This is a genomic window from Dyella sp. A6 (genome assembly GCF_036320485.1).
In the GTDB taxonomy this organism is placed as follows: Bacteria; Pseudomonadota; Gammaproteobacteria; order Xanthomonadales; family Rhodanobacteraceae; genus Rhodanobacter_A; species Rhodanobacter_A aluminiiresistens.
Map to the genome: position 1 here is coordinate 3,039,130 of NZ_CP132911.1, position 25,628 is coordinate 3,064,757.

At 60.0% G+C, this 25,628-nt stretch carries 20 protein-coding genes, 2 pseudogenes and 1 riboswitch; of the genes and pseudogenes, 16 read left to right on the plus strand and 6 right to left on the minus strand.

Annotated elements, in window-relative coordinates:
- Window positions 1-849: 849 nt before the first annotated feature.
- Window positions 850-1,158, minus strand: coding sequence for a helix-turn-helix transcriptional regulator (locus tag RA164_RS16625; RefSeq protein ID WP_412731034.1), 309 nt, complete (start codon window positions 1,156-1,158; stop codon window positions 850-852).
- 81 nt (window positions 1,159-1,239) lie between these two features.
- Window positions 1,240-1,346, plus strand: a riboswitch (TPP riboswitch).
- Between the two features lie 63 nt (window positions 1,347-1,409).
- Here RA164_RS16625 and thiC point away from each other — a divergent pair.
- From thiC to thiD, 7 genes are read left to right on the plus strand one after another with little or no spacing between them, the layout of a single operon-like run.
- Window positions 1,410-3,233, plus strand: coding sequence for a phosphomethylpyrimidine synthase ThiC (gene thiC, locus RA164_RS13620; protein WP_329741383.1), 1,824 nt, complete (start codon window positions 1,410-1,412; stop codon window positions 3,231-3,233).
- Complete coding sequence (locus tag RA164_RS13625; protein WP_329741384.1) at window positions 3,217-4,212, plus strand: FAD-dependent oxidoreductase; 996 nt, start codon at window positions 3,217-3,219, stop codon at window positions 4,210-4,212. Before thiC ends, RA164_RS13625 begins: the two co-directional genes overlap by 17 nt.
- A complete protein-coding gene (gene thiS, locus RA164_RS13630) occupies window positions 4,209-4,403 on the plus strand; it encodes a sulfur carrier protein ThiS (RefSeq protein WP_329741385.1) in 195 nt (64 codons plus the stop codon). Before RA164_RS13625 ends, thiS begins: the two co-directional genes overlap by 4 nt.
- A 3-nt stretch (window positions 4,404-4,406) precedes the next feature.
- On the plus strand, window positions 4,407-5,186 hold the full coding sequence (locus RA164_RS13635) for a thiazole synthase (RefSeq protein ID WP_329741386.1): 780 nt from the start codon (window positions 4,407-4,409) through the stop codon (window positions 5,184-5,186).
- The gene (locus tag RA164_RS13640) at window positions 5,183-5,791 is read left to right on the plus strand and encodes a thiamine phosphate synthase (protein WP_329741387.1); all 609 of its coding nucleotides are present in this window, start codon (window positions 5,183-5,185) and stop codon (window positions 5,789-5,791) included. The genes RA164_RS13635 and RA164_RS13640 overlap by 4 nt, the downstream gene beginning before the upstream one ends.
- Complete coding sequence (locus RA164_RS13645; protein ID WP_329741388.1) at window positions 5,788-6,774, plus strand: HesA/MoeB/ThiF family protein; 987 nt, start codon at window positions 5,788-5,790, stop codon at window positions 6,772-6,774. Before RA164_RS13640 ends, RA164_RS13645 begins: the two co-directional genes overlap by 4 nt.
- The gene (gene thiD, locus RA164_RS13650) at window positions 6,771-7,568 is read left to right on the plus strand and encodes a bifunctional hydroxymethylpyrimidine kinase/phosphomethylpyrimidine kinase (RefSeq protein ID WP_329741389.1); all 798 of its coding nucleotides are present in this window, start codon (window positions 6,771-6,773) and stop codon (window positions 7,566-7,568) included. The genes RA164_RS13645 and thiD overlap by 4 nt, the downstream gene beginning before the upstream one ends.
- An 81-nt stretch (window positions 7,569-7,649) precedes the next feature.
- On the opposite strand, the pseudogene RA164_RS13655 reads toward thiD, so the two are convergent.
- Both RA164_RS13655 and RA164_RS13660 read right to left on the minus strand, forming a co-directional pair.
- Window positions 7,650-7,901 (minus strand): annotated as a pseudogene (locus RA164_RS13655) (IS3 family transposase); the annotation flags it as partial.
- Window positions 7,902-7,958: 57 nt separating this feature from the next.
- Window positions 7,959-8,870: a LysR family transcriptional regulator gene (locus RA164_RS13660; RefSeq protein WP_329741390.1), complete on the minus strand. Its 912-nt coding sequence runs from the start codon at window positions 8,868-8,870 to the stop codon at window positions 7,959-7,961.
- A 227-nt stretch (window positions 8,871-9,097) separates the two neighbouring features.
- Between RA164_RS13660 and msuE the strand changes: the two genes are divergently transcribed.
- The 6 genes and pseudogenes from msuE (at window position 9,098) to RA164_RS13690 (ending at window position 15,486) form a co-directional block, all read left to right on the plus strand.
- Window positions 9,098-9,679 carry an FMN reductase gene (gene msuE / locus RA164_RS13665; RefSeq protein WP_329741391.1) on the plus strand — a complete coding sequence of 194 codons (582 nt, stop codon included), beginning with the start codon at window positions 9,098-9,100 and terminating at the stop codon, window positions 9,677-9,679.
- Window positions 9,680-9,879: 200 nt separating this feature from the next.
- Window positions 9,880-10,863 carry a DUF1852 domain-containing protein gene (locus RA164_RS13670; RefSeq protein ID WP_329741392.1) on the plus strand — a complete coding sequence of 328 codons (984 nt, stop codon included), beginning with the start codon at window positions 9,880-9,882 and terminating at the stop codon, window positions 10,861-10,863.
- 27 nt (window positions 10,864-10,890) lie between these two features.
- On the plus strand, window positions 10,891-11,919 hold the full coding sequence (locus tag RA164_RS13675; RefSeq protein WP_329741393.1) for a methionine synthase: 1,029 nt from the start codon (window positions 10,891-10,893) through the stop codon (window positions 11,917-11,919).
- Window positions 11,920-11,988: 69 nt separating this feature from the next.
- Window positions 11,989-13,061, plus strand: a pseudogene (locus tag RA164_RS13680) (IS5 family transposase).
- Window positions 13,062-13,512: 451 nt separating this feature from the next.
- Window positions 13,513-14,376, plus strand: a complete 864-nt coding sequence (locus RA164_RS13685) for a hypothetical protein (RefSeq protein ID WP_329741394.1) — start codon at window positions 13,513-13,515, stop codon at window positions 14,374-14,376.
- 84 nt (window positions 14,377-14,460) lie between these two features.
- Window positions 14,461-15,486, plus strand: a complete 1,026-nt coding sequence (locus RA164_RS13690; RefSeq protein WP_329741395.1) for a YncE family protein — start codon at window positions 14,461-14,463, stop codon at window positions 15,484-15,486.
- A 190-nt stretch (window positions 15,487-15,676) separates the two neighbouring features.
- On the opposite strand, the gene RA164_RS13695 is transcribed toward RA164_RS13690, so the two are convergent.
- Both RA164_RS13695 and RA164_RS13700 read right to left on the minus strand, forming a co-directional pair.
- Window positions 15,677-17,056, minus strand: a complete 1,380-nt coding sequence (locus tag RA164_RS13695; protein ID WP_329741396.1) for a HAMP domain-containing sensor histidine kinase — start codon at window positions 17,054-17,056, stop codon at window positions 15,677-15,679.
- Window positions 17,053-17,712, minus strand: coding sequence for a response regulator transcription factor (locus RA164_RS13700; protein ID WP_329741397.1), 660 nt, complete (start codon window positions 17,710-17,712; stop codon window positions 17,053-17,055). The genes RA164_RS13695 and RA164_RS13700 overlap by 4 nt, the downstream gene beginning before the upstream one ends.
- Window positions 17,713-17,955: 243 nt before the next feature.
- Here RA164_RS13700 and RA164_RS13705 point away from each other — a divergent pair, with 243 nt between their 5' ends.
- The 3 genes from RA164_RS13705 (at window position 17,956) to RA164_RS13715 (ending at window position 23,713) form a co-directional block, all read left to right on the plus strand.
- A complete protein-coding gene (locus tag RA164_RS13705; RefSeq protein ID WP_329741398.1) occupies window positions 17,956-19,050 on the plus strand; it encodes a YncE family protein in 1,095 nt (364 codons plus the stop codon).
- Between the two features lie 123 nt (window positions 19,051-19,173).
- A complete protein-coding gene (locus RA164_RS13710) occupies window positions 19,174-22,161 on the plus strand; it encodes a TonB-dependent receptor plug domain-containing protein (protein WP_329741399.1) in 2,988 nt (995 codons plus the stop codon).
- Window positions 22,162-22,306: 145 nt separating this feature from the next.
- The gene (locus RA164_RS13715) at window positions 22,307-23,713 is read left to right on the plus strand and encodes an MFS transporter (protein WP_329741400.1); all 1,407 of its coding nucleotides are present in this window, start codon (window positions 22,307-22,309) and stop codon (window positions 23,711-23,713) included.
- Here the strand turns inward: RA164_RS13715 and RA164_RS13720 are convergent.
- Window positions 23,707-25,569: a PstS family phosphate ABC transporter substrate-binding protein gene (locus RA164_RS13720; protein WP_412731035.1), complete on the minus strand. Its 1,863-nt coding sequence runs from the start codon at window positions 25,567-25,569 to the stop codon at window positions 23,707-23,709. The genes RA164_RS13715 and RA164_RS13720 overlap by 7 nt on opposite strands.
- Window positions 25,570-25,628 lie beyond the last annotated feature (59 nt).

Consider the following 25,628-nt stretch of genomic DNA (forward strand, 5'->3'; position numbering starts at 1 on the left):
TGATGCAGCAAACGCCGTTCGGGCTAGAGCCGCATCCATTGGAACACTGGTGGCTTTCGCTGCATGGACTTTTCGCCTTCCTTGCACTCTGGGTTTTAGGATGGCTCTGGGGGCGCCACATCATCTGGGGATGGAAGGCAAAGCGGTACCGGCTAACGGGTGGTCTGTTGTTCGTAATTCTTGTAGTGCTCGTGATATCTGGCTATTTCCTGTATTACCCCCCTAACGACAGCGTTCTTCCAATTATCGCAGTGTTGCATTGGTCGATTGGCCTTGCAGTCCTGATTCAGTTCCTTCTACATCGCTACTGGCATCCGTCAAAGAAGCAAGGGTCACCATATCAGCGGTAACAACACCTAAAAACGTGTTTCGCCGCCTAACCTGCTGCAGGCAAGGTAGACTTCTGCATCTCTCCCTATTCTTACTGGGTCATAAATCCCGTCCCATTGGGCGTGCGCAACAGGGACATCGGTCGAGTTGTTGAGCGATGAAGCGTGCTGGCAGGTATCGCAGTGTCAGTGGCGTCTGGAACGTAGCGCTGCATTCGTCTGACAGCCGCGCGGCGTGTAGCTATCGGGTAGGGCAAGCGCTTCTGGCTGAGCGGTGCTTTTTATCGCCTCCACCCTTCGAGCGTTGGGTGAACAGGCTGGCGTGGGTGGCGATACACAACGTCGCGTGATGGCGCCTCGCCCGTCTGATAGGTGCAGACGATCGTGCCATGATTTTTATGACACAGCTTAAGACTAAGCTGACCATATTTTACGGTGCTAATCCATCCATCATGTCTGCACCTACAGTCACACTCGACCGAAGGGATCGCGAGCGCATCGAGCTGACAGACGCAACACTTCAACGGAGCATCAACTCTAGACACGTTAAGACTTGATCTTTTGACTTGCCCTCTTTCTTGACAACGTACCAATCACGCATCTGTCGTGGCGACACTTTGTAACGAGCTTTGAATTGACGGCAAAAGTGCGGAAGCGATGTAAACCCGCATGCATAGGCAATCTCAGAAATCCGATCCGAAGAGCGTCCCAGCATCGCGGCGGCTACGGACAGTCTTGTTTCCATGAGTAGCTGATTGAAGGTCACACCATGCTTCGCACATGTTTTGTGCAGCGTGCTGAGCGAGCAGCCTAGCGACCGCGCGGCCATGGTTGGTGACAAAGCCTCTAATCAGGAGACGACGCGAGCAACATCCGTCGTGACCCGTTCAGAAAGTTGCGCTAAGCTCATAGACGTTCCGAGGGGTGTCCTGCGCGTGCAGGGCTGAGATGGCAGTGGCCGAACCCTTTGAACCTGATCCGGGTCATGCCGGCGAAGGGACGGGAATTCACTAGCTCGCCATCGGCGTGCGCCCAAACTGATCGTCGCCCCGGATCTCCCCATTCTTCAGGAGGAGATCCATGCAAACAACGAGTCATCCACACACAGCTACTCCGGCCACCGTGACTACGGGCGCCATCCGTGGCTCACGCAAGATTTACCTGAGCCCTGCGGGGCATCCGGAACTGCTAGTACCGTTCCGCCAGGTGCTACTGAGCGCCCCCCAGGAGTTACCGCTCAACCTCTACGATGCCTCCGGCCCGTATACCGACGATACGGCTCAGATCAATCTAGCGCATGGCCTGTCACCACTGCGCGAACCATGGCTAGCCAAACGCACGCTGGAGCTCATCCCTGGCCGAACGGTACGACCCGAGGACAATGGTCAACGCGAAGAAGGAGGGGCGCTACCGGCTTGTCCTGCTGCTTTGCGGTTACGTCGCGGAAGTGAGTGCAACTATGTCACCCAGTTGGAATACGCGCGCGCCGGCATCATCACCGAAGAGATGACCTACGCTGCCTTCCGCGAAAACCTTGGTCGCAGCGAAGCACTGGCAGATGCAGCAACAAGGCTCGCCGATGGTGAAGATTTCGACTCAGCCATGCCCGAGTACGTCACTCCCGAGTTCGTGCGACAGGAGATTGCGCTCGGCCGGGCCATCCTGCCGGCCAACATCAACCATCCCGAGCTGGAGCCGATGGTGATCGGTCGCAACTTCCTGGTGAAGGTTAACGCAAACATCGGCAACTCGGCGATCAGCTCCGGCGGTGCCGAGGAGGTGGAGAAGCTGGTATGGGCAATCCGCTGGGGCGCCGACACGGTGATGGACCTGTCCACCGGGCGTAACATCCACAACCTCCGCTCGTGGATCATGCGCAACTCACCGGTGCCGATCGGTACCGTACCGATCTACCAGGCGTTGGAGAAAGTAGGTGGTGATCCCCTCAGGCTCAGCTGGGAGGTGTTCCGCGACACGCTGATCGAGCAGGCCGAGCAAGGTGTGGATTATTTCACCATCCACGCCGGGGTACGGCTGGCGTATGTGCCGCTGACCGCCAGCCGGGTTACCGGCATCGTCAGTCGCGGTGGCTCGATCATGGCCCGCTGGTGCCTGGCCAGACACCGGGAGAGTTTTCTCTACGAACATTTCGCAGAGATCTGTGCGATCTGCCGGCAATACGACGTATCGCTCTCCCTGGGCGATGGCCTGCGTCCGGGCTCAATTGCCGACGCCAACGACGCTGCGCAGTTCGCTGAACTGGAAACCCTCGGCGAACTTACCAGGGTGGCTTGGCAACACGGCTGCCAGGTGATGATCGAAGGCCCCGGCCATGTACCGATGCACAAGATCAAGGCCAACATGGACAAGCAGTTGATCGCCTGCGGCGAAGCGCCGTTCTACACATTGGGCCCGCTGACCACCGACGTATCTCCCGGCTACGATCACATCACCTCGGGCATTGGTGCAGCGATGATCGGCTGGTTCGGTACCGCCATGCTCTGCTACGTGACCCCCAAGGAACACCTGGGTCTTCCCGACAGGGACGACGTCAAGACCGGCGTGATCACATATCGTATCGCCGCACATGCCGCTGACTTGGCCAAGGGACACCCGGCTGCACGCCTGCGCGACGATGCATTGTCGCGCGCGCGCTTCGATTTCCGCTGGGAGGATCAGTTCAATCTGGCACTTGACCCGGATACGGCACGCGCCTATCACGATGCCACCCTGCCCAAGGAAGCCCACAAGGTGGCCCATTTCTGCTCGATGTGCGGGCCAAAGTTCTGTTCGATGAAGATATCCCAGGATCTACGCCAGGATGCCGCGGCGCTGGCCGGTATGGCCGACAAGTCCAAGGAGTTTCTGGCCACCGGTGGCGCGCTCTATGTGCCAACCACTTGAAGGCCGCGCCATTGCAGTAGTCGGTGCCGGCGTAGCCGGCCTGAGCGCGGCCGTGGCATTGGCCGAACGCGGTGCGCGAGTGAGCGTGTATGAGCAAGCCCGCACGCTCGGTCGCGAGTCCTGCTCATGGTTGGCCGGCGGCATGCTGGCACCCGGTTGCGAGCGCGAGTTGGGCGAGCCGCGGGTGGCAGAGCGTGGCGCCTTAGCGCTGGACTGGTGGTCGCAACATGTGCCGGGCGTCAACCGACATGGTTCACTGGTACTGGCGCCCCCCCGCGACCATGTTGAACTGCAGCGCTTCGCCATGCGTACCGGGGGACATCGCATACTGAACGCCGATGCCATCGGCACACTGGAACCTGATCTGGCTGGTCGCTTCGCTACCGGCCTATGGTTTGCCGGCGATGGCCATCTGGATCCACGCCTGGCGCTGCCAGCGTTGGGCGAGCGGCTGAAGGAGTTGGGTGGGTGCCTGTTCCTGGATACCGCGACTGAACCCGCAGCGATATCTCATGGCAGCGTGATTGACTGCCGGGGACTGGCAGCCCGTGAGGCCTTGCCGGCACTGCGCGGCGTACGCGGTGAAATGCTTTTGCTACGCAGCCGTGACCTACATCTGACACGGCCCGTACGATTGCTGCATCCGCGTATCCCACTCTACGTGGTACCACGCACCGACGGCCTGCTGATGCTTGGCGCCACCAGCATCGAGAGCGAGCATGCCGGTCCAGTTAGCGTGCGCTCCTCACTAGAGCTTCTCAACGCAGCCTACATCTTGCATCCGGCGCTGGCCGAGGCGGAGATCGTCGAGTTTGGCGTCGGCGTTCGGCCCGCTCTGCCCGATAACTTGCCGCACCTGCAACACAAAGGTCGAGTAGTGCATTTCAATGGCTTATATAGGCATGGCTTCCTGTTAGCACCATGGTACGCCGAACAGTTGGCCGTCCAAATGGCAACAACCAATAAGGTACTCGCATGACGATCATGGTGAATGACCAGGCCCAGCCACTAGCTTCAAACTTGGCAGAACTTCTGGATCGCATGGCGCTAGGCGATGCCGTGGTGGCTACCGCACTCAACGGCCATTTCGTGACAGTAGGAGAGCGCGTCAACACCTTGCTGGCACCCGGCGACCGGGTGGAAATCCTGGCACCGATGCAAGGAGGCTGAGCGATGGATGAACTTGAATTGTACGGCCAACACTTCGCTTCACGGCTGTTGCTTGGCACGGCTCAGTATCCCTCGCCAAACTGTCTGGCCGAAGCGGTGCGTGCAGGCGGCAGCCAAATCCTCACTGTGTCATTGCGCCGGGAATCGGGTAGCGAACGCAGCGGCCAGCAGTTCTGGCAATTGGTGGCGGGCCTTGATTGCAGCATGCTGCCCAACACCGCCGGCTGCCATTCGGTGAAAGAAGCGGTCATCACGGCGCAGATGGCACGGGAACTGTTCGGCACCCGCTGGATCAAGCTCGAGGTTATTGGCGACAGCGATACGTTGAGGCCTGATGTCTTCGGCCTGGTCGAGGCGGCGCACCAACTCGCCGCGGAAGGCTTCCAGGTGTTTCCCTACACGACGGACGACCTCGGTGTAGCCGAACGCCTGCTGCATGCGGGCTGCCGGGTGCTGATGCCTTGGGCCGCACCGATCGGCAGTGGCCGCGGCTTGAGCCATCCGTATGCTCTACGCAGCCTGCGCGCACATTTTCCCGATGTGCCCCTGGTGATCGATGCCGGCATTGGCCTGCCCTCGCAGGCTGCCGCGGCCATGGAGCTGGGCTACGACGCAGTACTTCTCAATACCGCCGTTGCATGCGCTGGCGACCCGATCGCGATGGCTGGTGCGTTCGGCAAGGCCGTGCAGGCGGGCCGGGCGGCCTACCTGGCTGGACCGATCCTACCTCGCGACATGGCTGCACCCTCCACGCCACTGCTGGGCCAGGCGGTGCTCGAATGACTCTGCTCGACCCGTTCTACCCAGTGGTCCCTGATGTCAGGCGGCTACAACAAATGCTGGCCGGCGGCGCGCGGTTGGTGCAGTTGCGCGCCAAGTCGGAAGACATGAACTGGTTGCGCACGCAGATCGCCGATGCGCTGCAAGCCTGTCGTATGGTTGGTGCGCAGCTGGTGGTCAACGACCATTGGGCGTTGGCGATCGAGCTAGGCGCCGACTTCGTCCATCTCGGTCAGGAGGATCTGCTTCGGGCCGACCTGGTGGCATTGCGCCGGGCCGGGATTAGGTTGGGCATCAGCACCCATGATCCAGCCGAACTGGATCGCGCGCTGGAGGCGCAGGCCGATTACGTCGCACTGGGGCCGATCTGGCCAACCACCCTGAAAGTGATGCCATGGGCATCGCAGGGATTGGATCGAATAGGTGAATGGAAGCGTCGTATCGGTTGCCTTCCGCTGGTGGCCATCGGCGGCATCACCCTACAGCGACTGCCTAAATGCCTGGCCGCCGGTGCCGATGTGGTTGCGGTTGTTAACGATGTGGTCAATCATGCTGACCCACGAGCACGAGCGGCGGCCTGGCTGGCCGCAAGCCAGCGCGCCGTATGAGTCCGCGCTATTGTACCCAGCAAAAGCTGGCGCAGGTCGGTGTGACCGGCCAGCAGCGGCTTGTAGGTGCGCGGGTGTTGGTAGTCGGTGCCGGTGGACTGGGAAGCACGCTGCTGCCGTTGTTGGCGGGCGCCGGTGTGGGCCAATTGCAGCTGGTCGATCCGGATACGGTGGAATTGAGCAACCTACACCGACAGACGCTTTATCGTATGGACGATCTTGGCCAGTCCAAGGTGCAGGCGGCCGTCGCGTCCCTCCATGCGCTCAATCCGCAGGTACAGGTGCACGCCGAACAACAGGCCCTTGATCCGGCCAACGCGCCCGGCTGGGTAGCACAGGCCGACGTGGTGGTGGATGCGGCCGACCAGTTCGCCGTCAGCTACGCGCTGAGCGATGCCTGCCTGGCTACAGGCACGCCGCTGGTGAGCGCTTCGGCACAGGCATTGGACGGGTATGCCGGCGTGTTCTGCGGCGACGCGCCGAGCTATCGGGCCTTGTTTCCACGCTGGCCCGTGCAGGCGGCCGACTGCGCCAGTGCAGGCGTGCTTGGACCGGTGGTGGCGATGATCGGCAGCCTGCAGGCGCAGCTCGTGCTGGCATTGCTTTTGAAGATGACACCTTCGCCATGCGGTCGTTTGTGGCGTTGGGATGGCCAGTCGATGGCGTTCTCTCAATTCAATTTCGGCGAAGCGGAAGAACCAGTCAACTCCTTACCCTTGGTTGGGCACACGCAACTGAAAGAAGACGACCTTCCGATTGACTTGCGGAGCGCTGCAGAAGCACCTCTCACGGTGCGCGAGGATGCCGTTCGCTGCGCACTGCCCGAGTTGCGGCAGATACTGCCTGAGCTACCGCGTGATCAACGGCTGGTATTGACCTGCCGCAGTGGCATGCGCGCGGCACGAGCCGCCGAACAACTTCAGCAGTCCGGCTTCACGCGTCTCGCCTTGCTCGCGATGGGCGAAGTGGACCGTCACCGGTGATCCCCCATGTGCTCAGTGTGGCTGGCAACGACCCTACCGCATGCTCGGGCATCGGCGCCGATTTGAAAACTTTTGCCGCACTGGGTGCCTACGGCATGGCAGTGATCACCGCGCTGACCGTGCAGAACACCCAGGGTGTACGCGCAATCTCTCCAGTCGCCCCCGAATGCGTCGGCGCCCAACTTGATGCCGTACTGGAGGACGTCAGGGTAGATGCGCTCAAACTTGGCATGCTGACCGATACCGGCATCATCTGCGCAGTGGCAACACGACTGGCGAGCCGACCGATATTGCCGGCAGTACTCGATCCGGTAATGCTGGCCAGCAGCGGCGACGCACTGATGACCGGACATGCGTTGGCAGCCCTGCGCGATGTGCTTCTGCCGCGGATTACGGTCCTGACTCCAAATTTGCACGAAGCAGCCACGCTGCTGGATATACCGCCAGCGGGCAACCTGGAACAGATGCATCAGCAGGCCGTGATGCTGCAAGGCTTGGGCCCCTCCTGGGTACTGCTGAAGGGCGGTCATCTGGGCGGTGAGTGTAGCCCTGACGTGCTGGCCGGCCCCTCAGGAGTGCAGACATTTGACGCACCGCGACTGGCCTGCAGCAACAGTCGCGGCACAGGCTGTACGCTTTCTTCTGCGATCGCGGCACTGCTTCCGCGGCATTCAGTGCATGAGTCCGTGGCTATGGCCAAGCGATTCGTGAAGGCGGCCCTAAGCACGTCAGATACGTTGGACGTCGGCGAAGGACCAGGACCGTTAAATCACTTCTGCAGCAACTTAACCTAAGCCTAGGTATTTCGACTCTACCTTTGTCTGCATCCAGTGCGGCCGCTTCACAATCCTGAAACCACCGGCGGAGATCGGGTTCTACCCGGTTTTCACGGACGGTTGTGAAAGGGTGGAGAACTGCAGATCCCACTTCGCCTGTCTCCGCTGCATTCTAAGGTTGTAGAACCGCTCGACGTATTCGATTACATCGGCCGTTGCCGCATTGAGCGTCGGGTGCTTCATGTGATAAATCCGTTCGCGCTTGAGCAGGCCGAAGAAGCCCTCGCACGCCGCGTTGTCGCCGCAGTGACCCACTGCACTCAGTGAGCGCACCAACGCGTTGTCTGCCTGCTCGCGGATTTTGCACGAATTTCTGCCGACCTTCCCTGTTGACGATGCGGCGTTCCATTAGTTGGTCCCGCATGCGGTAGAGCGGTTCGTGAGACCGCGAGCCAGCTCGACAAAAGCACGCAGGTAGTCGATAGCAATGTCTGCTTCGCGCGCGCCCAAGTAGATCTGCTTAGGGATGCCTTGCGGACCTAGCCGCACGGCAACCACTTCCATCCGGGCTGCGTATTCCTCGACCAACCAGCGCGGCATTGCGGCCACGCCACGGCCGCTGGCCACTAACTGCATCATGATATCTGTGGTTTCGATCGCCTTGTGCCGTTTTGGGGTGACGCCGGCAGGCAACAGGAACTGGCTGTAGATGTCCAGCCGCTCGATGTCCACCGGGTAGCTGATCAGGACCTCGCGAGTCAGCTGCTGCGGCTTCACGTAGGCCGACGCCGCCAGTACGTGGCTCTTAGGGACCACGAGCACCTGTTCATAGTCGAAGACCGGCTCGTATTTCAGACCTGGCTTGAACAGTGGGTCGGGTGTGACTAATAGGTCGATCTCGTAGCCGAACAGCGCGCCGATACCACCGAACTGAAATTTCTGCTTGACGTCCACATCCACATCCGGCCATGCAGCCAGATACGGCGACACGACCTTGAGTAGCCACTGGTAGCAGGGATGACATTCCATGCCGATGCGCAGCGTGCCACGCGCTCCCTGTGCAAACTGGCCCAGACGCTCCTCGGCCAAATCCAGCTGTGGCAGCACCCGATTCGCCACCGCCAGCAGGTACTGCCCGGACTGAGTCAGGCGCAGGCTGCGCCCTTCCCGCAGCCAGATGTCGGTACCGAGCTGCTGCTCAAGCTTCTTCATGCTGTGGCTAAGTGCCGACTGGGTCAGGTTCAGCACGCCCGCGGCGGCCGTCAGCGACCCCTGCCGCTCGACCTGCTGCACGATGCTGAGGTGGATGCGCTCAATCACAATAATGAACCTGGCTCATGGATTCGTGAAATATTACCATTTTACGTCATCTGAAGTGGCGGCTAGCATCAAGCCCACATTTGATTGATGCGGGCGTCGTAGCCGATCCAGTAACGGACAGCCGCGGCAGTCCGGATCGATCATCTGCTCATGACATGTATCTGCACGCAGCCGGCTCCCAACCTTCTCACGGTGCCGGACACCTCTCCCCACGCTGAAAACACAAAATGACACGTCCACTCCGCGTCGTTTCCGTCTCCGGCGGGCTGCAACGCCCATCCAAGGCGATAGCCCTAACAGAACACCTTCTGCAGCTGCTTGGCGAGCAGCTGCCGTGCGAGCAGCATCTGGTCGAAGTGGGTCAACTTGCACCGCAGTTCGCCGGAGCGGTCCGGCGCTCGCAAGTGCCTGCCGCGGTAGAGCGCGAACTTGTGGCGGTCGAGCGGGCCGATGTGCTTGTGGTCACGACGCCGGTCTATCGCGGCTCTTACACCGGGTTGTTCAAACACTTCTTCGATCTCATCAAGCAAGACGCCCTGACCGACACGCCTGTCCTTCTCGCTGCTACCGGTGGCAGCGAGCGCCACACCCTGATCATCGACCATCAACTACGGCCACTCTTCAGCTTCTTCCAGGCGCGCACATTGCCGTTGGGCGTCTACGCGACAGACAAGGAATTCGTGGACTTCCGTGTGCACGACGAAGCGCTGCTCCAGCGGGCCAGTCTGGCCGTGCAGCGGGCGTTGCCGCTGCTGGAGCTCAGCCGCCGGGCTGAAACCCACATCGCCGAGGACGTGGCCGTTGCCTGAATCAGCAACAGCCCAGATGCGCCCTCCCCGTTCATCGTCCGATACCGCCGCGCTGTTGCACTCACGCCATCACGCAGGCGAACCGCAGCCTTCAGCCAGCAGCGCAAGAGTGTGAAGGCAGTTGAGCTGCATCACATTCAAGTGCCAGATGCACCACGTGCATCCGGATGTCATCCAGGAAGCCATAGCACCAGGCCACCATGAACAACGACTTTAGTTTCAACATCAAGCGCATCGCCTTCGACGAGAACTACCGGCCCGCTGAAGGAACGCGTATCACCACCAACTTCGCCAATCTGGCCAGAGGAGAGCATCGAAAGGAGAACCTACTCAATACCCTGCGGATGATCGGCAACCGTTTCAACGACCTGGTGCACTGGGACAATCCGAACGCGGATCGCTATCGCGTCGAGCTCGACATCGTCTCTGTCGAGATGCATATCGACGCAAGCGAAGCAGATGATGCGTTCCCGCTAATCGAGATCCTGCAGCCGAGCGTGATCGACACCCGCTCCGGTGCGCGCATCGCCGGCATCCCCGGGAACAATTTCTCGTCCTATGTGCGCGATTACGACTTCAACGTGGTGCTGCCCGAATACAACCAGGACAAGGCCACCTTCGGCGCTCCGGACGATTTCGGCGATCTGCATGGCAAGCTGTTCAGGCACTTCCTGAAGTCGGCGGCCTACGCCGCACAGTTTTCCAAGTCGCCGGTGATCTGCATCAGCGTCTCCAGCAGCAAGATCTATCACCGCACCGAGAACCAGCACCCCATTCTCGGCGTGGAGTACAGGCAGAGCGAGTTTTCCTCGACCGACCAGTACTTCGAGAAGATGGGGCTGCAGGCCCGCTATTTCATGCCGCCCAACAGCGTCGCGCCGCTGGCGTTCTACTTCCAGGGCGACCTGCTGGGCGACTACACGAGCCTGGAGCTGATTGCCACCATCGCCACGATGGAGGCATTCCAGAAGATCTACCGACCGGAGATCTACAACGCAAACTCCGCAGCGGGAGCGATCTATCAACCCAGCCTGACGCACCAAGACTATTCCACGACCCGCATAGTCTACGACCGCGAAGAACGCAGCCAGCTGGCCATCAAGCAAGGCAGGTTCACCGAGCACCATTTCATCAAGCCCTACCGGAGCGTTCTTGATCAGTGGGCCGCCGGCCGCCCTCGCTAATCACCAGGACACACGAAATCTCACCTCATGAAAAAACTATTGCCTACCTCCACCGCCGGTAGCCTACCCAAGCCGTCTTGGCTTGCAGAACCCGAGAAGCTCTGGTCACCCTGGAAACTGCAGGGCAAGGAGCTGACCGAAGGCAAGCGCGATGCGCTGCGCCTGTCGCTGCAGGAGCAACAGCACGCAGGCATCGATATCGTCAGCGAAGGCGAGCAGACGCGCCAGCACTTCGTCACCACGTTCATCGAGCACCTCAGTGGCGTGGATTTCGAGAAGCGCGAGACGGTCAGGATCCGTGATCGCTACGATGCCAGTGTGCCGACCGTGGTCGGCGCGGTAAGCCGCTCGAAACCTGTTTTCGTCGAGGATGCGAAGTTTCTGCGCCAGCAGACCAGTCAGCCGATCAAATGGGCGCTACCGGGCCCGATGACGATGATCGACACGCTCTATGACGCCCATTACAGGAGCCGCGAGAAGCTCGCCTGGGAGTTCGCCACCATCCTCAACCAGGAAGCCAGGGAGCTGGAAGCGGCCGGCGTCGACATCATCCAGTTCGATGAGCCGGCGTTCAACGTGTTCTTCGACGAGGTGAACGATTGGGGCGTTGCCACGCTCGAGCGCGCAATCGAAGGGCTCAAGTGCGAAACTGCGGTGCACATTTGCTATGGCTACGGCATCAAGGCCAACACCGACTGGAAGCAAGCACTGGGATCGGAATGGCGGCAGTACGAGGAGTCGTTCCCGAAACTGCAGAAGTCCAGCATCGACCTGATCTCACTGGAATGCCACAACTCGCATGTGCCTATGGATCTGATCGAACTCGTGCGCGGCAAGAAGGTGATGGTCGGCGCGATCGACGTATCTACCAACAAGGTAGAGACGCCGGAAGAAGTGGCCGATACGTTACGTAAAGCCATGCGATTCGTCGAAATCGATAAGCTGTTTCCAAGCACCAACTGCGGTATGGCGCCACTATCGCGCGATGTTGCGAGAAGTAAGCTCGCCGCCCTCTGCGCAGGTGCAAAAATGATTCGCGACGAGAAATCCACCTAGCGGGCTATTGAGAAACCTCCACGCATCGCCGTGGTCATAGACGCTCTCAATCACTGACCGCCTAATCCGATGCGCAGCCCCGACTTCCAGCAGCTTGGCATGTTTTCGTATGTATCGGTCGATGATCGGGTGCCGCCCGATCATCCGATCCGCAAACTGCGGGTGCTGGTGGACGCGATCCTGGGCGAGCTCGATACGTTGCTGGCGGCACGCTATGCCGCGAGTGGCCGCCCGTCGATACCGCCCGAGCGCATCCTGCGTGCCTCGCTGCTGCAGGTGGTCTACAGCGTGCGCAGCGAGCGGCTGCTGATGGAGCAGCTCAACTACAACCTGCTGTTCCGCTGGTTCGTGGGACTGAACATCGACGATTCGGTGTGGGACCACTCGACGTTCTCTTTCAACCGCCAACGGCTGTTCGACGAGGCGATCGCCCAGCACTTCTTCGAGCACACCGTGCTGCTGGCGCGGCTGCGTGATCTGGTCAGCGACGAGCACTTCTCGGTGGACGGCACGTTGCTGGAGGCGTGGGCTTCGCACAAGAGCTTCCGGCCCAAGGACGGCGACGGTGATGGCGACAACTTCGTGGCCAGTCGCGCAGCAACGAGACGCACGCGTCCACCACCGATCCGGATGCCCGGCTGATCCGCAAGGGCTAAGGCAAGGAGGCCAAGCTGAGCTACCTGGCCAACAGCCTGATGGAGAACCGCCACGGCCTGGTCATCGGCGTGGATGTCCGCCATGCCAGCGGCACCGGCGAACGCGACGGTGCCTTGGATCTGCTCACCGCGGCTGGCGTGTTGCGAGGGGCTACGCTCGGGGCCGACAAGGGCTATGACACGCAGGACTTCGTCGCAGCACTGATGACACGGGGAGTCGTGCCGCATATCGCACGCAACACGGGTAACGGTCGACGCAGCGCCGTGCCGAGCGCAGTGGCACGCACGGGTGACTACGCGATCAGCCAGAAGGTGCGTAAACGGATTGAACAGGGCTTTGGCTGGATCAAGACCATCGGCGGGCTGCGCAAGCTGCCGATGGTCGGCCTCGCCGCGGTGCGTGGCTGGGTGACCTGGACGTTTGCCGCCTACAACCTGATCCGCCTTGGTGGCATCGGGCAGTGGTGGGAACCGTCGCCGACGTGAGCGACGACGGGAGACGTGCGTCCGCAGGATGGAAAATCGTGTCCTGTGGCTGCCGCAAAGCCGATGATCCATAGACCATGGCTATGAAGCCTGACGCAAGATGGTGCTTCTCAACGGCCTGCTAAGCCATTGATTCGCCGATGGCCACACATACCTTGCTCTTCGGCTCCAAGCAAAGTGTGTGAATGACCTGCCTGAGCTGCACTGACTTTGGTTTTCAAAACTGCGCACACGTTGCTGACATGCCCACCTTATCGTCATCCATGTCGATGTACGGGTGCTGTGCGCTTGAGCTGGACCGGCTTAGCCACGTTCATGAATTTCTTTTCAGGCGGCTTACAGGATTCCTTTAGGTTGGGCCGATACCCTCCATCACGATACAACTTTTTCCTCTCCGTAATGGGGCGGGTCACTACAAACCTTTGAGGGGCACGAAATGGTACGCACGGGCATGAAGGTTACGGCCGCGCTGATAGCACTCACGATGGCCGGGGCGGTATTCGCTGAAATGGGGCCGATTGTGATTGGGCCTGGTAGCTACGGCCAGGAGCTGGTTACTCGCGTGATTCATAAAAATCGCAATGTCGATTCACTCACGCTCTACGTCGCTGTTCCTCACACGTCCAACCCGCAGGCCATCGCCTCCACGACAGGCAAGACGGGTACACCAGCCACGGCAACCGCCAAGAAGGTACTGGTGAACGGCAAGGCCCATTTCGACTACGTCGCAGGACAGCTCACGGCGACGATGCCGATGCTAGATGTCTCTGGCAAAAATGCCGGGGTCATGACGATCTCGCTCAAAGGCAGCAGCAGGCAAGAACTCGAACATGAGGCGCTCGCCATCCGTACCTACCTTCAGCGCAATACCTCCTATGCGGCAAACCTGGTTCAGAAAGCACTCTGGGACAAAAACCTTCCCCTGAATTCCTATGCGCAAGATCTCGTCGATGAGACGCTGGCGCGACATCGCGATGTGCTGATCATGGCCATTCACGCCGCGACGCCGAAAAACGCCACGCCCGAGATCCTGGCTTCGAACATCGGTCGCATTGGCAAACCGGACGACAGCGATGACGCCCGAGTGGTGAACCTCGGCAAGACCAACCTGGAAAACAACACCGGTCTGCAACGCTACGAGGTAGAGCTCCCTTTGAACGACTCCACCGGCAAGCGTATCGGTGCACTCGGCGTGGTCTTTCCCCTGACGAAAAACATCGACGAGAAGGCCCGCCATGAGGAGGCTATCCGCATCCGCGATGAGCTCGCCCGCAAAATCCCCTCGGCGGCGAAGCTGGTCGAAACCACATATTGACCCTGATAACAGTACTCCACAGCTATAGGCCCGGGCGCGAAATGGGCCTTACCTGAATCCCAATCGACCGATGGACCAATAACGATGAAACTACGTCAATTTGCCTGGCTCACGAGCTTTGCATTCTCAAGCTTGCTTTCGATGACCACCTTTGCCGCCTCATCGAACGAACCTTTGACTCTACTCGGGCGTACCAACTTCCCAGGCTACAACGGTGATGTTGATCACCTGTTCGCCGACCTCAAGGAGAACAAGCTCTTCGTGGCTGCGGAGGATCACGGCACCGTGGAGGTATTCAATCTCAAGACTGGCAAGCACCTGACGACATTGACGACCTTCAAGACACCACATGCTTTCTTCCTGGTTCCTGGCACGCATCGCCTGATCGTGACTGACGATTCAGGGCCACGGATCATCGACGACCGAAACTACAAAGTGCTCGGATACATCAAAGTGGCCCCTGGCGCCGATACCGAATACTACGACCCATCCACGAAGCATCTATTCATAGTCACCGGCGGCGCAGATGTACATGCGAAGCACTGCTGGCTCAATGAGATCGATCCCTGGACAGGACGTGTGTTACGCACGCATGAGTTCGATTCCGACCACGTCGAGGCACTGCGCGCCGAGGAGCACGGCAACCGGATGTTCATCAATGTAGCCGACAAAAATGAGGTTGACGTGCTCGACAAAAAGACACTCGACGTCATTGCCCACTGGCCGATCATTGGCGCTCGCACCAACCTCGCGATGTCGCTCGACGATGCCCATCACCGATTGTTTGTGGTAACGCGCAATCCAACGAAGATGCTGGTGTTCAACACTCAAAACGGCAAATCAGTCGCCACTCTGGATGTGCCCGCGATCAATGATGGGGTTTCCTTCGATGCCGCCCGTGATCGTATCTATGTCCCTGGAGCGGTGGGCGAACTAGGTGTCTACCAGGAAATTGATCCGGACCACTATCGCGAACTCGCGCGCGTCCCCACCGCACCTGGGGCCAAGAGCGAGACTTATGTCCCGCAACTCAACGAACTATTCCTGGGGATCTCGCCCCAGTACAACAAGCCACCGGTAGCCGGTGTTCTGCGCTTCAAGGCACATTGAGCTGGAACCGGGAAGTTCTCTGGACACCTGCTTCGGTGACTACAGGCTCGGATGTGAGCTTGGCTCCTCTTCACATCCGGGCCTGTGATGAGTCCGGTCTACCTTTGCGACCCGCCGCGTACCCGCCCATACAAGTCCAAAGACATGGCTGGCTATTGCCCACATAGAACAACAAGATATCGCTGTCACATCACCCTGGTTGTTTCGAACTCTCCTCACTGGTGGGTAACTCCAGCACGACGCGCAGCCCCTGACTTTCCACACGGGGCTCGGCGTAAATGCGGCCATTGTGCAACTGGATGACGCTTCGGCAAATAGCGAGACCCAAGCCGCTGCCGCGATCTGCTTCGCCACCTTGATGAAAGCGGACGAAGCGTTCAAAAGCGCGTTCACACTGCTCACGCGTCAGGCCCGGCCCCTCGTCCTCAATGCTCAAGCGCCAGTAGCGCGGCACAAATTCGGAACGCAACGTGATCAGCCCACCTGGCGGGGAAGCCCGCAAGGCATTGGTGAAGATGTTGAGGATGACCTGCCGCAGCCACCGTCTCTCGAACGCAACCCGGCCATGGCCCAGGCAGGTACAGCGTATGCGTCGTCCTTGATGCTCGGCCAGAGCACAGACATCCTGCTCGAAACTCTGCAAAAAACGATGCGGATCCTGCACAACGAGATCCATATGGATACCCTGCGCCTCGGCTCGCGAGAGGAAAAGCAGCTCGTCCACCATCTGATTGATGCGGGCCAGCTCCTCCAGTTGCACCTGGACAGCCTCCTCCTGCGCCGTGTTCAGGGTGCCGTCCGCCAACAATTTTTCGGCATGCAGCCGTACCAGCGAAAGTGGCGTCTTGAGCTCGTGGGACACCTCGGCACTGAATTCACGCACATGGTTGAACGAAGATTCAAGGCGGTCGAACATTTGATTCAGCAGCCGCGCGAGATCCGATATCTCGTCGTCGATGCCACTGACGCTGATGCGCTCTGTGAGGTTGTCTGAACGAATGCGATTGGCCATCTCGCCGATCAGCCGCACCGGTCGTAGCATCAGGCGGGAGAGTCCCAACCCGATCATCATGCTGGCAAGGATCATCCCAAGAAGTAGCGCTAGACTGACCTCGGTATAGGCCACCAAGGCCCGCCGCATCTGTCCCACCGGTGTACCGACGCTGACGTCGAACGGTGGCATCAGGAATTCCGCAATACGCAGCTCGCCTACACCGGGCATGCTGCCGTTGTAGACCCGTTTGCCCTTCACGTCGGGCAGTGCCTTGCCAGCAAGGTTCCTGGAACGGAACAGGTTGCCTTGTTTAGGTACATCAATACTGATGTAGAACAACACCGAGGCATATTCCGTGGTCTGCCGAATACGCTCGTTGATCGTTGCCGAGCTCAGTGCTGCGTAGTCCGGCCCAAGGCGTGCCTTGATCTGGCGGAACTCGGTGGTGTTGAGCAGATCCAGATCACGGATCATGTAGCTCTGCAGCAGATGGTAGCCGGCAATGAACAGACCGGCCAGGGTAAGCGTGACACTCAGTACGAACCAGAAGGTGATGCGCGCACCGATCGATTTCATACAAGCTGGTAGCCGACACCTCGCAGTGTCTTGAACAGTGGCACGGGTTGACCGGCTTCCAGCTTGTTACGTAGCCGACTCATATAGACGTCCAGAAGATTGGTGTCAGTCAGGCCTGGCCATATACGCTCGGAGATGTAGGAGCGTGTAAGCGTTCGTCCCGCGTTCTGCATGAAGATCTCCAGCAGCGCAAATTCCCTGCTGGTAAGGTCTACTGGCTGCTCCTTCAACATGACTGTGTGGCCAAGCAGATCGAGCTTCACGCAACGATGAGTAAGCACTGTCTGCTTGATCGAAGACTGGCGCCGCAACAAGGAGCGCACGTGAGCCAAAAGCTCGTCGAAACTGAAAGGTTTGGGCAAATAGTCGTCGGCCCCGATGTCCAGGCCTTTGATGCGATCTTGCACCGTATCGCGCGCGCTGAGGATCAGTACCGCTTCGTTGAAGCCTGCGCGTCGCCATTCCGCGAGTAGATTCAGGCCATCACCATCAGGCAGGTTCAGGTCGAGGATGATCACGTCATAGTTGGTGTCAGCCAGCGCATCGCTCGCATCTCTACAGGTGCCGACCCAGGACACGGTGTAGGCACATTCGCTAAGCCCCTGCTTCAGAAACTGACCAAGCCGTTGCTGGTCTTCGACGACGAGAATCTTCATAGCGCACCTGACTGTCGAGGTTGCGCAGCGAGTGTATGCCAGCAATGGACATAACCAGTGACGCGACGCACAACATGTATTTGCCGAGTCATTGCCTCGCGGCATGCCTGGAAAACCACGTCCTGTCGACACAGCGATGATCTGAAAAATTTTTAAGGATTCTTACAGGTATCTGTTAGGTGCATACCCTAGGGTACGCGCCAAGCATTTACCGATTTCGTCGATAGGGGACAGGATAAGTCGATGGTTGCCATGCCCTCACCTTTCCGATTCGCACGTCCACGATGGTGTGGCATCCAGACCCTGGCGACCTTGCTTCTTTGCCTGGCTGCACTGTCCACACCGAGTCGCGCAGCAAGCTTCTACCAGCTTCGCTCTGCCGTAACCCTAGCGGGCAAGGCACCGGCATGGGACTACCTGAGCTACGATCCCACGCGCTCCTATCTGTTCATCGGCCGCCGCCACGATGGTGTCACCGTGTTTGACGTGACCACACATAAGGTGGTCACTGACATCACCAATTCCTCGGGCGCCAACAAAGCGATCCTGGTGCCCGAACTGGGCCTCGGTTTCACCGTCAACGGCGACGGCTCGACGACCGAGTTCAAGCTGGCCTCGTTAAAGACAATACGCCGTATCCGCTTTGGCATCAGCGCCGATGCCGGCAGCTATGAACCAGTGACCGGGCAGCTAATCTTCACGATGGGCGACAACAGGAAGGTCGCCTTCATGGATGCTCGCAGCGGCAAGCTGGTGGCCACGTTGCCGATGCGAAGCCACCAGATTGAGGCTTCGGCACCGGACGGTCACGGCAACCTGTTTGTCGCCGAGCGTGACCGCGATGCGGTAGTTCGCATTAATGCCCGCACGCACCGTGTCACTGCTATCTGGCCGACCGCGCCCTGTCACCAGCCCACCGGGTTGGATTACGACGCGAACAGCCGGCGCATTTTTGTCGGCTGCCGTAGCGACCGCCCCCTACTGGTTGTACTCGATGCGGGCAACGGCAAGCTGGTGGCCAGGCAACCGATTGGCCGTGGCAACGATGGCGTGGCCTTCGATCCACTTACACACCGTATCTTCGCCTCCAACGGGCTCGATGCCGACCTGATGGTCATCGACCAGCTAGGCCCCGACAGCTACCGTCTGGAGCAGGCCGTCACCACCCGTCCCATGGCCCGCACATTGGCTCTCGACCCGAAACGTAATCGCGTCTACCTGGTAGCCGCCGAAGGCGGCGTCGATCCCACCAGGAAGGTCGACACAGCCGTAGCACCCTTCTATCCGAACTTCTATTTCGACAACAGTTTCACCGTACTTACGTACCAGGAGAACTGAAGCAAACAACGAGTGGCAAACACCACACGCGGCCTGGGGAATGGATGTCGATGGATGAGGGACGGGGCTCGCTGGGTGAATTGCTAGGGGATTTGACGCGACACTCTGGGGGGGAGACATCACATGCACGACTATCCACGCAAGGCGTTGTTCGGCGCATTGCTTCTTGGGCTGAGCCTGAGTGGCCAATCCATGGCGGCGAAGTCCAGGAACGGAGAGAAAGCCACACCGGCAAAACACAATCCGGCGGCAGCTACTGCAAACAAGGCACCCAAAGTCAGCAACCTGAAGCAAGTCATGGTGACGGGCACCTTGCTTCCTATAGATCCAAACACCGCAGCCGTTCCCGTCACTACACTCGAGGCCAGCGAACTTCGCCAAACTGGCGTTTCGAGCAACATGCTCGGAGCCTTACGCAAGAGCATTCCCGCTTTCGCCGGCCGCAGCAATGCGGGCGCAAGCAACGCGCAGAACCGCAACCAGTTCACCGCCGGCGGCTCGCAGGTCGAACTGCGTAATCTGCCGACGCTGGTCCTGGTCAACGGCCGGCGTATGGCACTGGATGGCGTCGCCGGCCTAAGCGGAAGCAAGAACTTCGTCGACATTAGCCAGATTCCGGCCGCCGCGCTTGAACGGGTCGACGTGCTCACCGACGGCGCTTCCTCGCTCTACGGCGCCGACGCCGTCGGTGGCGTGGTGAACTTCATTCTGAAGCACGATTATCATGGTGTGACGCTCGGTGGGCATTACGGCGTGGCGGATGGTGGCTATAAGGACCGCTCCGCCTACGTAACATTCGGCGGGGATATCGGCCCGATGAACTTCACGGCCACTGTCGCTGATGCCAAGACCAGTCCGCTGTACCAGAGCGCACGCTCGTTCACGAGCCCAATGTACGGTGTCGTTCCCGGTACCGGTCTGCCGGGCGTCGTCGACGGCGGCAACTATGTGCTTGCACCCGGGCTGCTCACGCCGGGGGTTCCTACCGGCTCCGCCGCAACCGCCGGCAGCTACGCGGCCCTGACACCGAACGTCTACAACGCTACCAGCGCCACACAGCTGTCCAAGGGATTCGATTATTCGAAATACGCGATGCTCCTGCAGCGACAGGAGCACAAGAATCTGGTCGTGAATATGACTTCGCAGCCCTTCACCGCGGACCAGATCGAGGCCTTCGGCGACTTACTGCTCTCGCAGAACAAGGTCCAGTCCACCGCCTGGGCCGCTGCAGGCCAGCCCTACTCCCATGTCTCGCTGACCGTGCCGGCCGGCGCGCCCTACAACCCGCTGACCACAGCCGCCGCGGGCGTGACCTTTGCTGATAGTTCGCGGCCCAAACAGGTATTCGACACAACAGACTCCTATCGCTTTTCCTTCGGGCTCAAGGGCAACCTGCCCCATGCATGGACCTGGCATACCAGCGTCGATTACAGCGAGAGCAAGCTGACGGAGCGCGACACCAACCTGATTTTCGTGCCCAATCTGGCGCGGGCGGTAGCCGGCGGGTACGACTCCAATGGCAACGCAGTGGCTGGCGGTGCCTACAGCAAGGTCTACGGCGGCTATTCGATTGGCAACCCGCTGGTACTGCAGCCAGCGCTCAACCCATTCGCGGTGACCGGCAACTCGGCGGCCGCGCTGGCAAACGTGTTCGGCACCGAGATGCTGCACGGCGACAGCAAACTCTACTCCTGGGATGCGCACGCAGTCGGCAAGCTGTTCGAGCTACCCGCAGGTCGAGTGAACATCGCATTCGGCATCAGTTGGCGACGCGAAGAGGTTTCCGGCCACGCAGATCCGAATGGCCGCGTCACCGATCCAGTCACCGGCTCCACTGCCGGCAACGACCAGAATTGGAGCGGCGGCCTGTTCACCGATCCCTTCAGCCACGGCCGCAACGTGAGTGCCGCGTACGCAGAGACGCTGATTCCGATCACCTCTCGCAGCATGGACATCCCCGGTCTCCACGAGCTCGACATCACAGCCGCGAGCCGCTTCGAACACTACAGCGACGCCGGCAGCAGTAACTCGCCGAAGCTCGGATTCCGTTGGGAACCCTTCGACAACCAGTTGGTGCTCCATGGCACCTACACTAAGTCGTTCGCAGCGCCGCCCCTGTACCAGGCTTATGGGCCGTTCGACACCCGCCCCGTCACCGACCGCCTCATTGGCATCGTGTTCGGCAGCCAGTACGGCGTCGGGAATACCTTCAATGGTGAGGACGGCGTCAATCCGGCGCTCAAACCGTCCACCTCGACATCTCGCTCCATCGGATTCGCGTTCTATCCGAACTTCATTAAGGGCCTGACGCTCACTGCGGATTATTCCTCGATCACCGTGCACGGTTTCCCAGGTGGTGCGGACTTCACCACCATCCTGAAATCGGTGAACGACCTGGGGTCGGCCTCGCCCTACTTTGACAGCGTCAGCACCGGCAACTTCACCAACCTCGGTGGCACCGATCCATTCGGAACCCCTGGATCGCTGAAGGCTTTCCTGACCAACCAGGCCACCGGCCTGCCCGACCCCAGTAAGTACTCGCAGCTCTACGTCATCGACCGCTTTCGCAACCAGAGCACCCTGATTGAGCATTCCTGGATGCTTGGACTGGACTACGTACTCCCCATGGCCCATTACGGAACCTGGGAGTTCTCTAGCAAGGGGATGCTATTCAATTCGTACAAGTTTCAGCGCTTCGCGGGCGGTTCGTACCAGCAATATGCTGGTAACGCCAGCAACATTGGCGTGTTCGCCGGAACGCTACCGAAGGCAAGCTTCTATTCGACACTCGGCTGGTCCTACGGAAACTTTAACCTCATGTTGGGAAACACCTACATCTCCTACGTCAACGACACGGGCGCCGCCGGCACTCTCCCGGGTATCCGGGTACCGAGCTACAGCGTGTGGGACATTCACGGCTCGTACACCTGGACATCCAGAAACCTCGCAAGCGACAGGAGCATCACGCTGTCGCTCGGTGTGAACAACATCGGCAACACGATGCCGCCGATCTTCCCACGCGCCTTCAGCAACCAGTTCACCACCAGCGACATCGGCACGTATTCACCCATCGGTCGGCTGATCTATGGAGACGTGAAGGTAAGCTTCTGAGCATCTCTGGCGACCCAGACGCCACGGCGGCACGTCCGGGTCCCCGCATCCAGACCCGGTCGATTCTCCATGCCGCCCTACCCTCGCCGATACGATTCAAGCGCCCTTCGCGGCGACCGCCCCCCACTGCCGACAGGTGAACAACGTGTCTGAAACTGCTTCTGCCAAGATCGCCGCCCGCCTTGATCGGCTGCCACCATCACGCACGATATGGAAGATCGTCCTGTGGATCTCGCTTGGTGGTGTATTCGAGTTCTACGACCTCTTCTTCACCGGCTATGTGGCCCCGGGCATGATGAAATCCGGGCTGTTCACGCCACAATCCCTGGGATTCTTCGCCAACCTCGACTCGATCAAGATTGCCGGCTTCGGCACCTTCGTGTTCTGTACCTTCGCAGGCCTTTGGGTGGGCGTGGTTCTATTCGGTCACATGGCTGACCGCTACGGCCGTCGTCCGGTATTCACCTGGTCACTGGTCTGGTACGTAGCCTGTACCGCCATCATGGCCTTTCAACGAAGCGGTGAAATGCTCAATGTCTGGCGCTTCATCGCAGGTGTGGGCTTTGCGGTGCAGCTGGTCACCATTGACACCTACATCTCCGAACTGATTCCCAGCGCGGAGCGTGGACGCGCGTTCTCCGTGAACCAGTTCATCACGTTCTGTATTGTGCCTGTAGTGGCGCTGCTAGCGTGGCTACTGGTTCCGCTCAGTCCCCTTGGCATCGACGGCTGGCGCTGGGTGGTGCTGACTGGATCGATAGGTGCCGTGCTGGTATGGCTGCTTGTACAGGGAATACCCGAGAGTCCGCGTTGGCTGGCCCTGCAGGGGCGCACGGACGAAGCAGAAGCGATCATGACCGCCATCGAACTGCGCGTGACTGCGGAAACCGGCAAGCCACTACCGCCGCCCGCCTTGGCTCATGCCGAGGAAACCGGCCTCGGCCAGGGTCGTCTCGCGGAAATTTTTTCTCCACAGTACCGCCAACGCACCCTGATGTTGTCGGTGTTCAACATGGCGCAAGTGATCGGTTTTTACGGGTTTGCGGCATGGGTACCCACACTGCTGATCGCGCGCGGCGTCACCGTTACGCACAGCCTCGAATATTCCTTCATCATTGCGATCGCCAACCCGGTTGGACCACTGCTTGGCGTGCTGTTCGCCGATCGTATCGAGCGCAAGGTACAGATCATCATTGGCCTGGTAGTCATGGGCCTGAGCATGCTGGCTTTTGCCATGGCGAACAGCCCCCTCGTGCTCATCGCGCTAGGCGTATTGTTCACCCTGTCAGCCAACGTGATGTCGTACGCCTACCACAACTATCAGGCTGAGCTATATCCCACCCGCATACGCTCCCGCGCGGTCGGCTTCGTCTACTCCTGGAGCCGCATCGCCGCCGCATTCGCCGGCCTTGCCATCGGTTACCTACTCCACGCCGGCGGCGCCTTGGCAGTAGCGGCGTTCATCGCAAGCGCCATGGTGATAGGCATCGCGATGATCGGCATCTTCGGCCCAAAGACCAAGGGTGTTGCACTGGAGAAAATCAGTCACTGATGCGGACGAAAGACGATCGGCATATGCCCTCGCGGCACGGCCTCCGATCCGCATAGCAGACGTCTGACTCGGACCCGCTCCACATCCCGTTGCGCGCGACTAAGCGGTAAATAGCCTGGGCGGGATGCAGTCATTATCCGCTGCCCTTGCCTGGACAGCAGCAACGTAAGGTAACGACAAAGTAGGAGGTTGCGATGACCAGCCTCAGGTGCGCGGGTGTAGATGTAGAGATAACGGTCCAGGGGATAGCGGCCGGACACGATGTCCGCGGCTGATCCCGTCGAGACTCCCTGCTCTGCACCAAGCCGGATGCTCAACATGCGCACCGAACTATTGGCTTGGTTGAGATCTGCAATGCATAGTGCATCGGGATCGGCAGCTACCCGCCGGATCACCTGCACGGACTCACGGTAGCCAGTGTAGTTGGCGGCATAATGCTCGTCCGCGAAGTGATGCCGACGCATGTAGCGTCCTAACGCGGTGTCCGCTGCCAGACCGCACGGATGGATGGGCCGTTTCGCCCAGATTCCAGCCAGCCCCAGCTGCCCCCAGGTTTCCAGTGGTTTGGCGCCGGTGAAGCTGCGACGCAGTTGGGCCAGATCAATGCTGGCAAGTGGGTTACCCGGATGAACGTAGATCGCCAACGGCGATGAACGCGCGCGCGGATCGAGCGCGGCATGTGCCACTCTGAACTGCAGCGGATCGCTACCGATTTTTCGACGGTAGTCTGCCAATGCCTCAGGCAGGAACTCCGCCCCCATCGGCGCAAACAGGCTGCGCCCTTCAGCCAGGGCCGCCGGCGCAGTGCGCGTTCCTTCAAGAATCAGCGAGAAGTGGGTGCCAGGATAGCGTTTCGCGTAGAGTCGATTGATCGCCTGCAACATCCAGAGCATGTCGTTATAGCCAACGATGCGCACCGCGCCATTCCGATCCAGGTAGGCCGGTTTTGTCGTATCGCAATCGCGAGCCAGTTCCAGAAGCGCATCGTGTCGCTGCATCGGCGTCAGCGGCATGAAGTGCATGTGATCACGCGCTACCTGGTGCTGACCGCGTGGGCTCAGCACATAGGTAAGAAACTTGCAGGCCGGCTGCGAAAGTCCTCCCGCGGGCGTGGACGGAAAGCCCAGGTAGATCAGGCGCGCGAGCGCATAGTGCCCGACGGCGACCTCAGCATGACTACCCATCACGTAGGTCATGCCTGTATGCAGCGACATCGGCACTGCGCGCACAGCCCCCTTCGCGTAGCCGAAGCCGCTGTAGCCGATTCCATCCGGATCACGCCCGACCTGTCGCACGATAGCCGTCAACGCGGTGGAGCCGGGACTATCCCTCTCTACCCGCAGATCCGCGCGCCAGCGCTGTCCATGCAAGACGCGCTCATCGAGAAAATTCACGATGCCGGGCGGGTTACCGGAGGTGCGCAGCGGTGTCATCCCATACAGGTGGATCGGACGTTTGGCCCACCTCCCTCGTAGTCCGAGCTGGCCCCAGGTCGTCCGCGCATGGTCCCGGCCTGGTCCGGGCATCCCTGAAAAGATCGCTGCGAGCTGCGCGAGATCTAGGCCACGAAGTGGGTTGGAACGATTGACATAGACCGCCAGCGCGAAGGTGCCATGTGGCGTGGCATAACTACCGCCTGCAACCGGGACGACAAGGAGTCTCCGTCCCAACCTGTGCTCGACGGATGTGCGCTCCGATGGAAATGGCTCGCGTGCGAAACTGATGCAGTTGGCCTTGCCAGCCAACGTGGCAGCCACGCCAGCGGAAGAGTAACGAGTGCCTGTGCCGACCACGACGGCCACGTCCTGCGTCGTCGCATTGAAAACCCCCGCCCAGTTCGACAAAAGCGTCTGCATAGTGTCAGCACCCAGGCAGTGCAATCCTTGATCCGCTTCGGGTGAACCAGCAGGAGCTG

Bases quoted from the DNA above. Each gene is read 5' to 3' on its own strand.
- RA164_RS16625 (WP_412731034.1), bottom strand. From the start codon at position 1,158: ATGGCCGCGCGGTCGCTAGGCTGCTCGCTCAGCACGCTGCACAAAACA.
- thiC (WP_329741383.1), top strand. From the start codon at position 1,410: ATGCAAACAACGAGTCATCCACACACAGCTACTCCGGCCACCGTGACT.
- RA164_RS13625 (WP_329741384.1), top strand. From the start codon at position 3,217: ATGTGCCAACCACTTGAAGGCCGCGCCATTGCAGTAGTCGGTGCCGGC.
- thiS (WP_329741385.1), top strand. From the start codon at position 4,209: ATGACGATCATGGTGAATGACCAGGCCCAGCCACTAGCTTCAAACTTG.
- RA164_RS13635 (WP_329741386.1), top strand. From the start codon at position 4,407: ATGGATGAACTTGAATTGTACGGCCAACACTTCGCTTCACGGCTGTTG.
- RA164_RS13640 (WP_329741387.1), top strand. From the start codon at position 5,183: ATGACTCTGCTCGACCCGTTCTACCCAGTGGTCCCTGATGTCAGGCGG.
- RA164_RS13645 (WP_329741388.1), top strand. From the start codon at position 5,788: ATGAGTCCGCGCTATTGTACCCAGCAAAAGCTGGCGCAGGTCGGTGTG.
- msuE (WP_329741391.1), top strand. From the start codon at position 9,098: ATGACACGTCCACTCCGCGTCGTTTCCGTCTCCGGCGGGCTGCAACGC.
- RA164_RS13670 (WP_329741392.1), top strand. From the start codon at position 9,880: ATGAACAACGACTTTAGTTTCAACATCAAGCGCATCGCCTTCGACGAG.
- RA164_RS13675 (WP_329741393.1), top strand. From the start codon at position 10,891: ATGAAAAAACTATTGCCTACCTCCACCGCCGGTAGCCTACCCAAGCCG.
- RA164_RS13685 (WP_329741394.1), top strand. From the start codon at position 13,513: ATGAAGGTTACGGCCGCGCTGATAGCACTCACGATGGCCGGGGCGGTA.
- RA164_RS13690 (WP_329741395.1), top strand. From the start codon at position 14,461: ATGAAACTACGTCAATTTGCCTGGCTCACGAGCTTTGCATTCTCAAGC.
- RA164_RS13695 (WP_329741396.1), bottom strand. From the start codon at position 17,056: ATGAAATCGATCGGTGCGCGCATCACCTTCTGGTTCGTACTGAGTGTC.
- RA164_RS13700 (WP_329741397.1), bottom strand. From the start codon at position 17,712: ATGAAGATTCTCGTCGTCGAAGACCAGCAACGGCTTGGTCAGTTTCTG.
- RA164_RS13705 (WP_329741398.1), top strand. From the start codon at position 17,956: ATGGTTGCCATGCCCTCACCTTTCCGATTCGCACGTCCACGATGGTGT.
- RA164_RS13710 (WP_329741399.1), top strand. From the start codon at position 19,174: ATGCACGACTATCCACGCAAGGCGTTGTTCGGCGCATTGCTTCTTGGG.
- RA164_RS13720 (WP_412731035.1), bottom strand. From the start codon at position 25,569: ATGCAGACGCTTTTGTCGAACTGGGCGGGGGTTTTCAATGCGACGACG.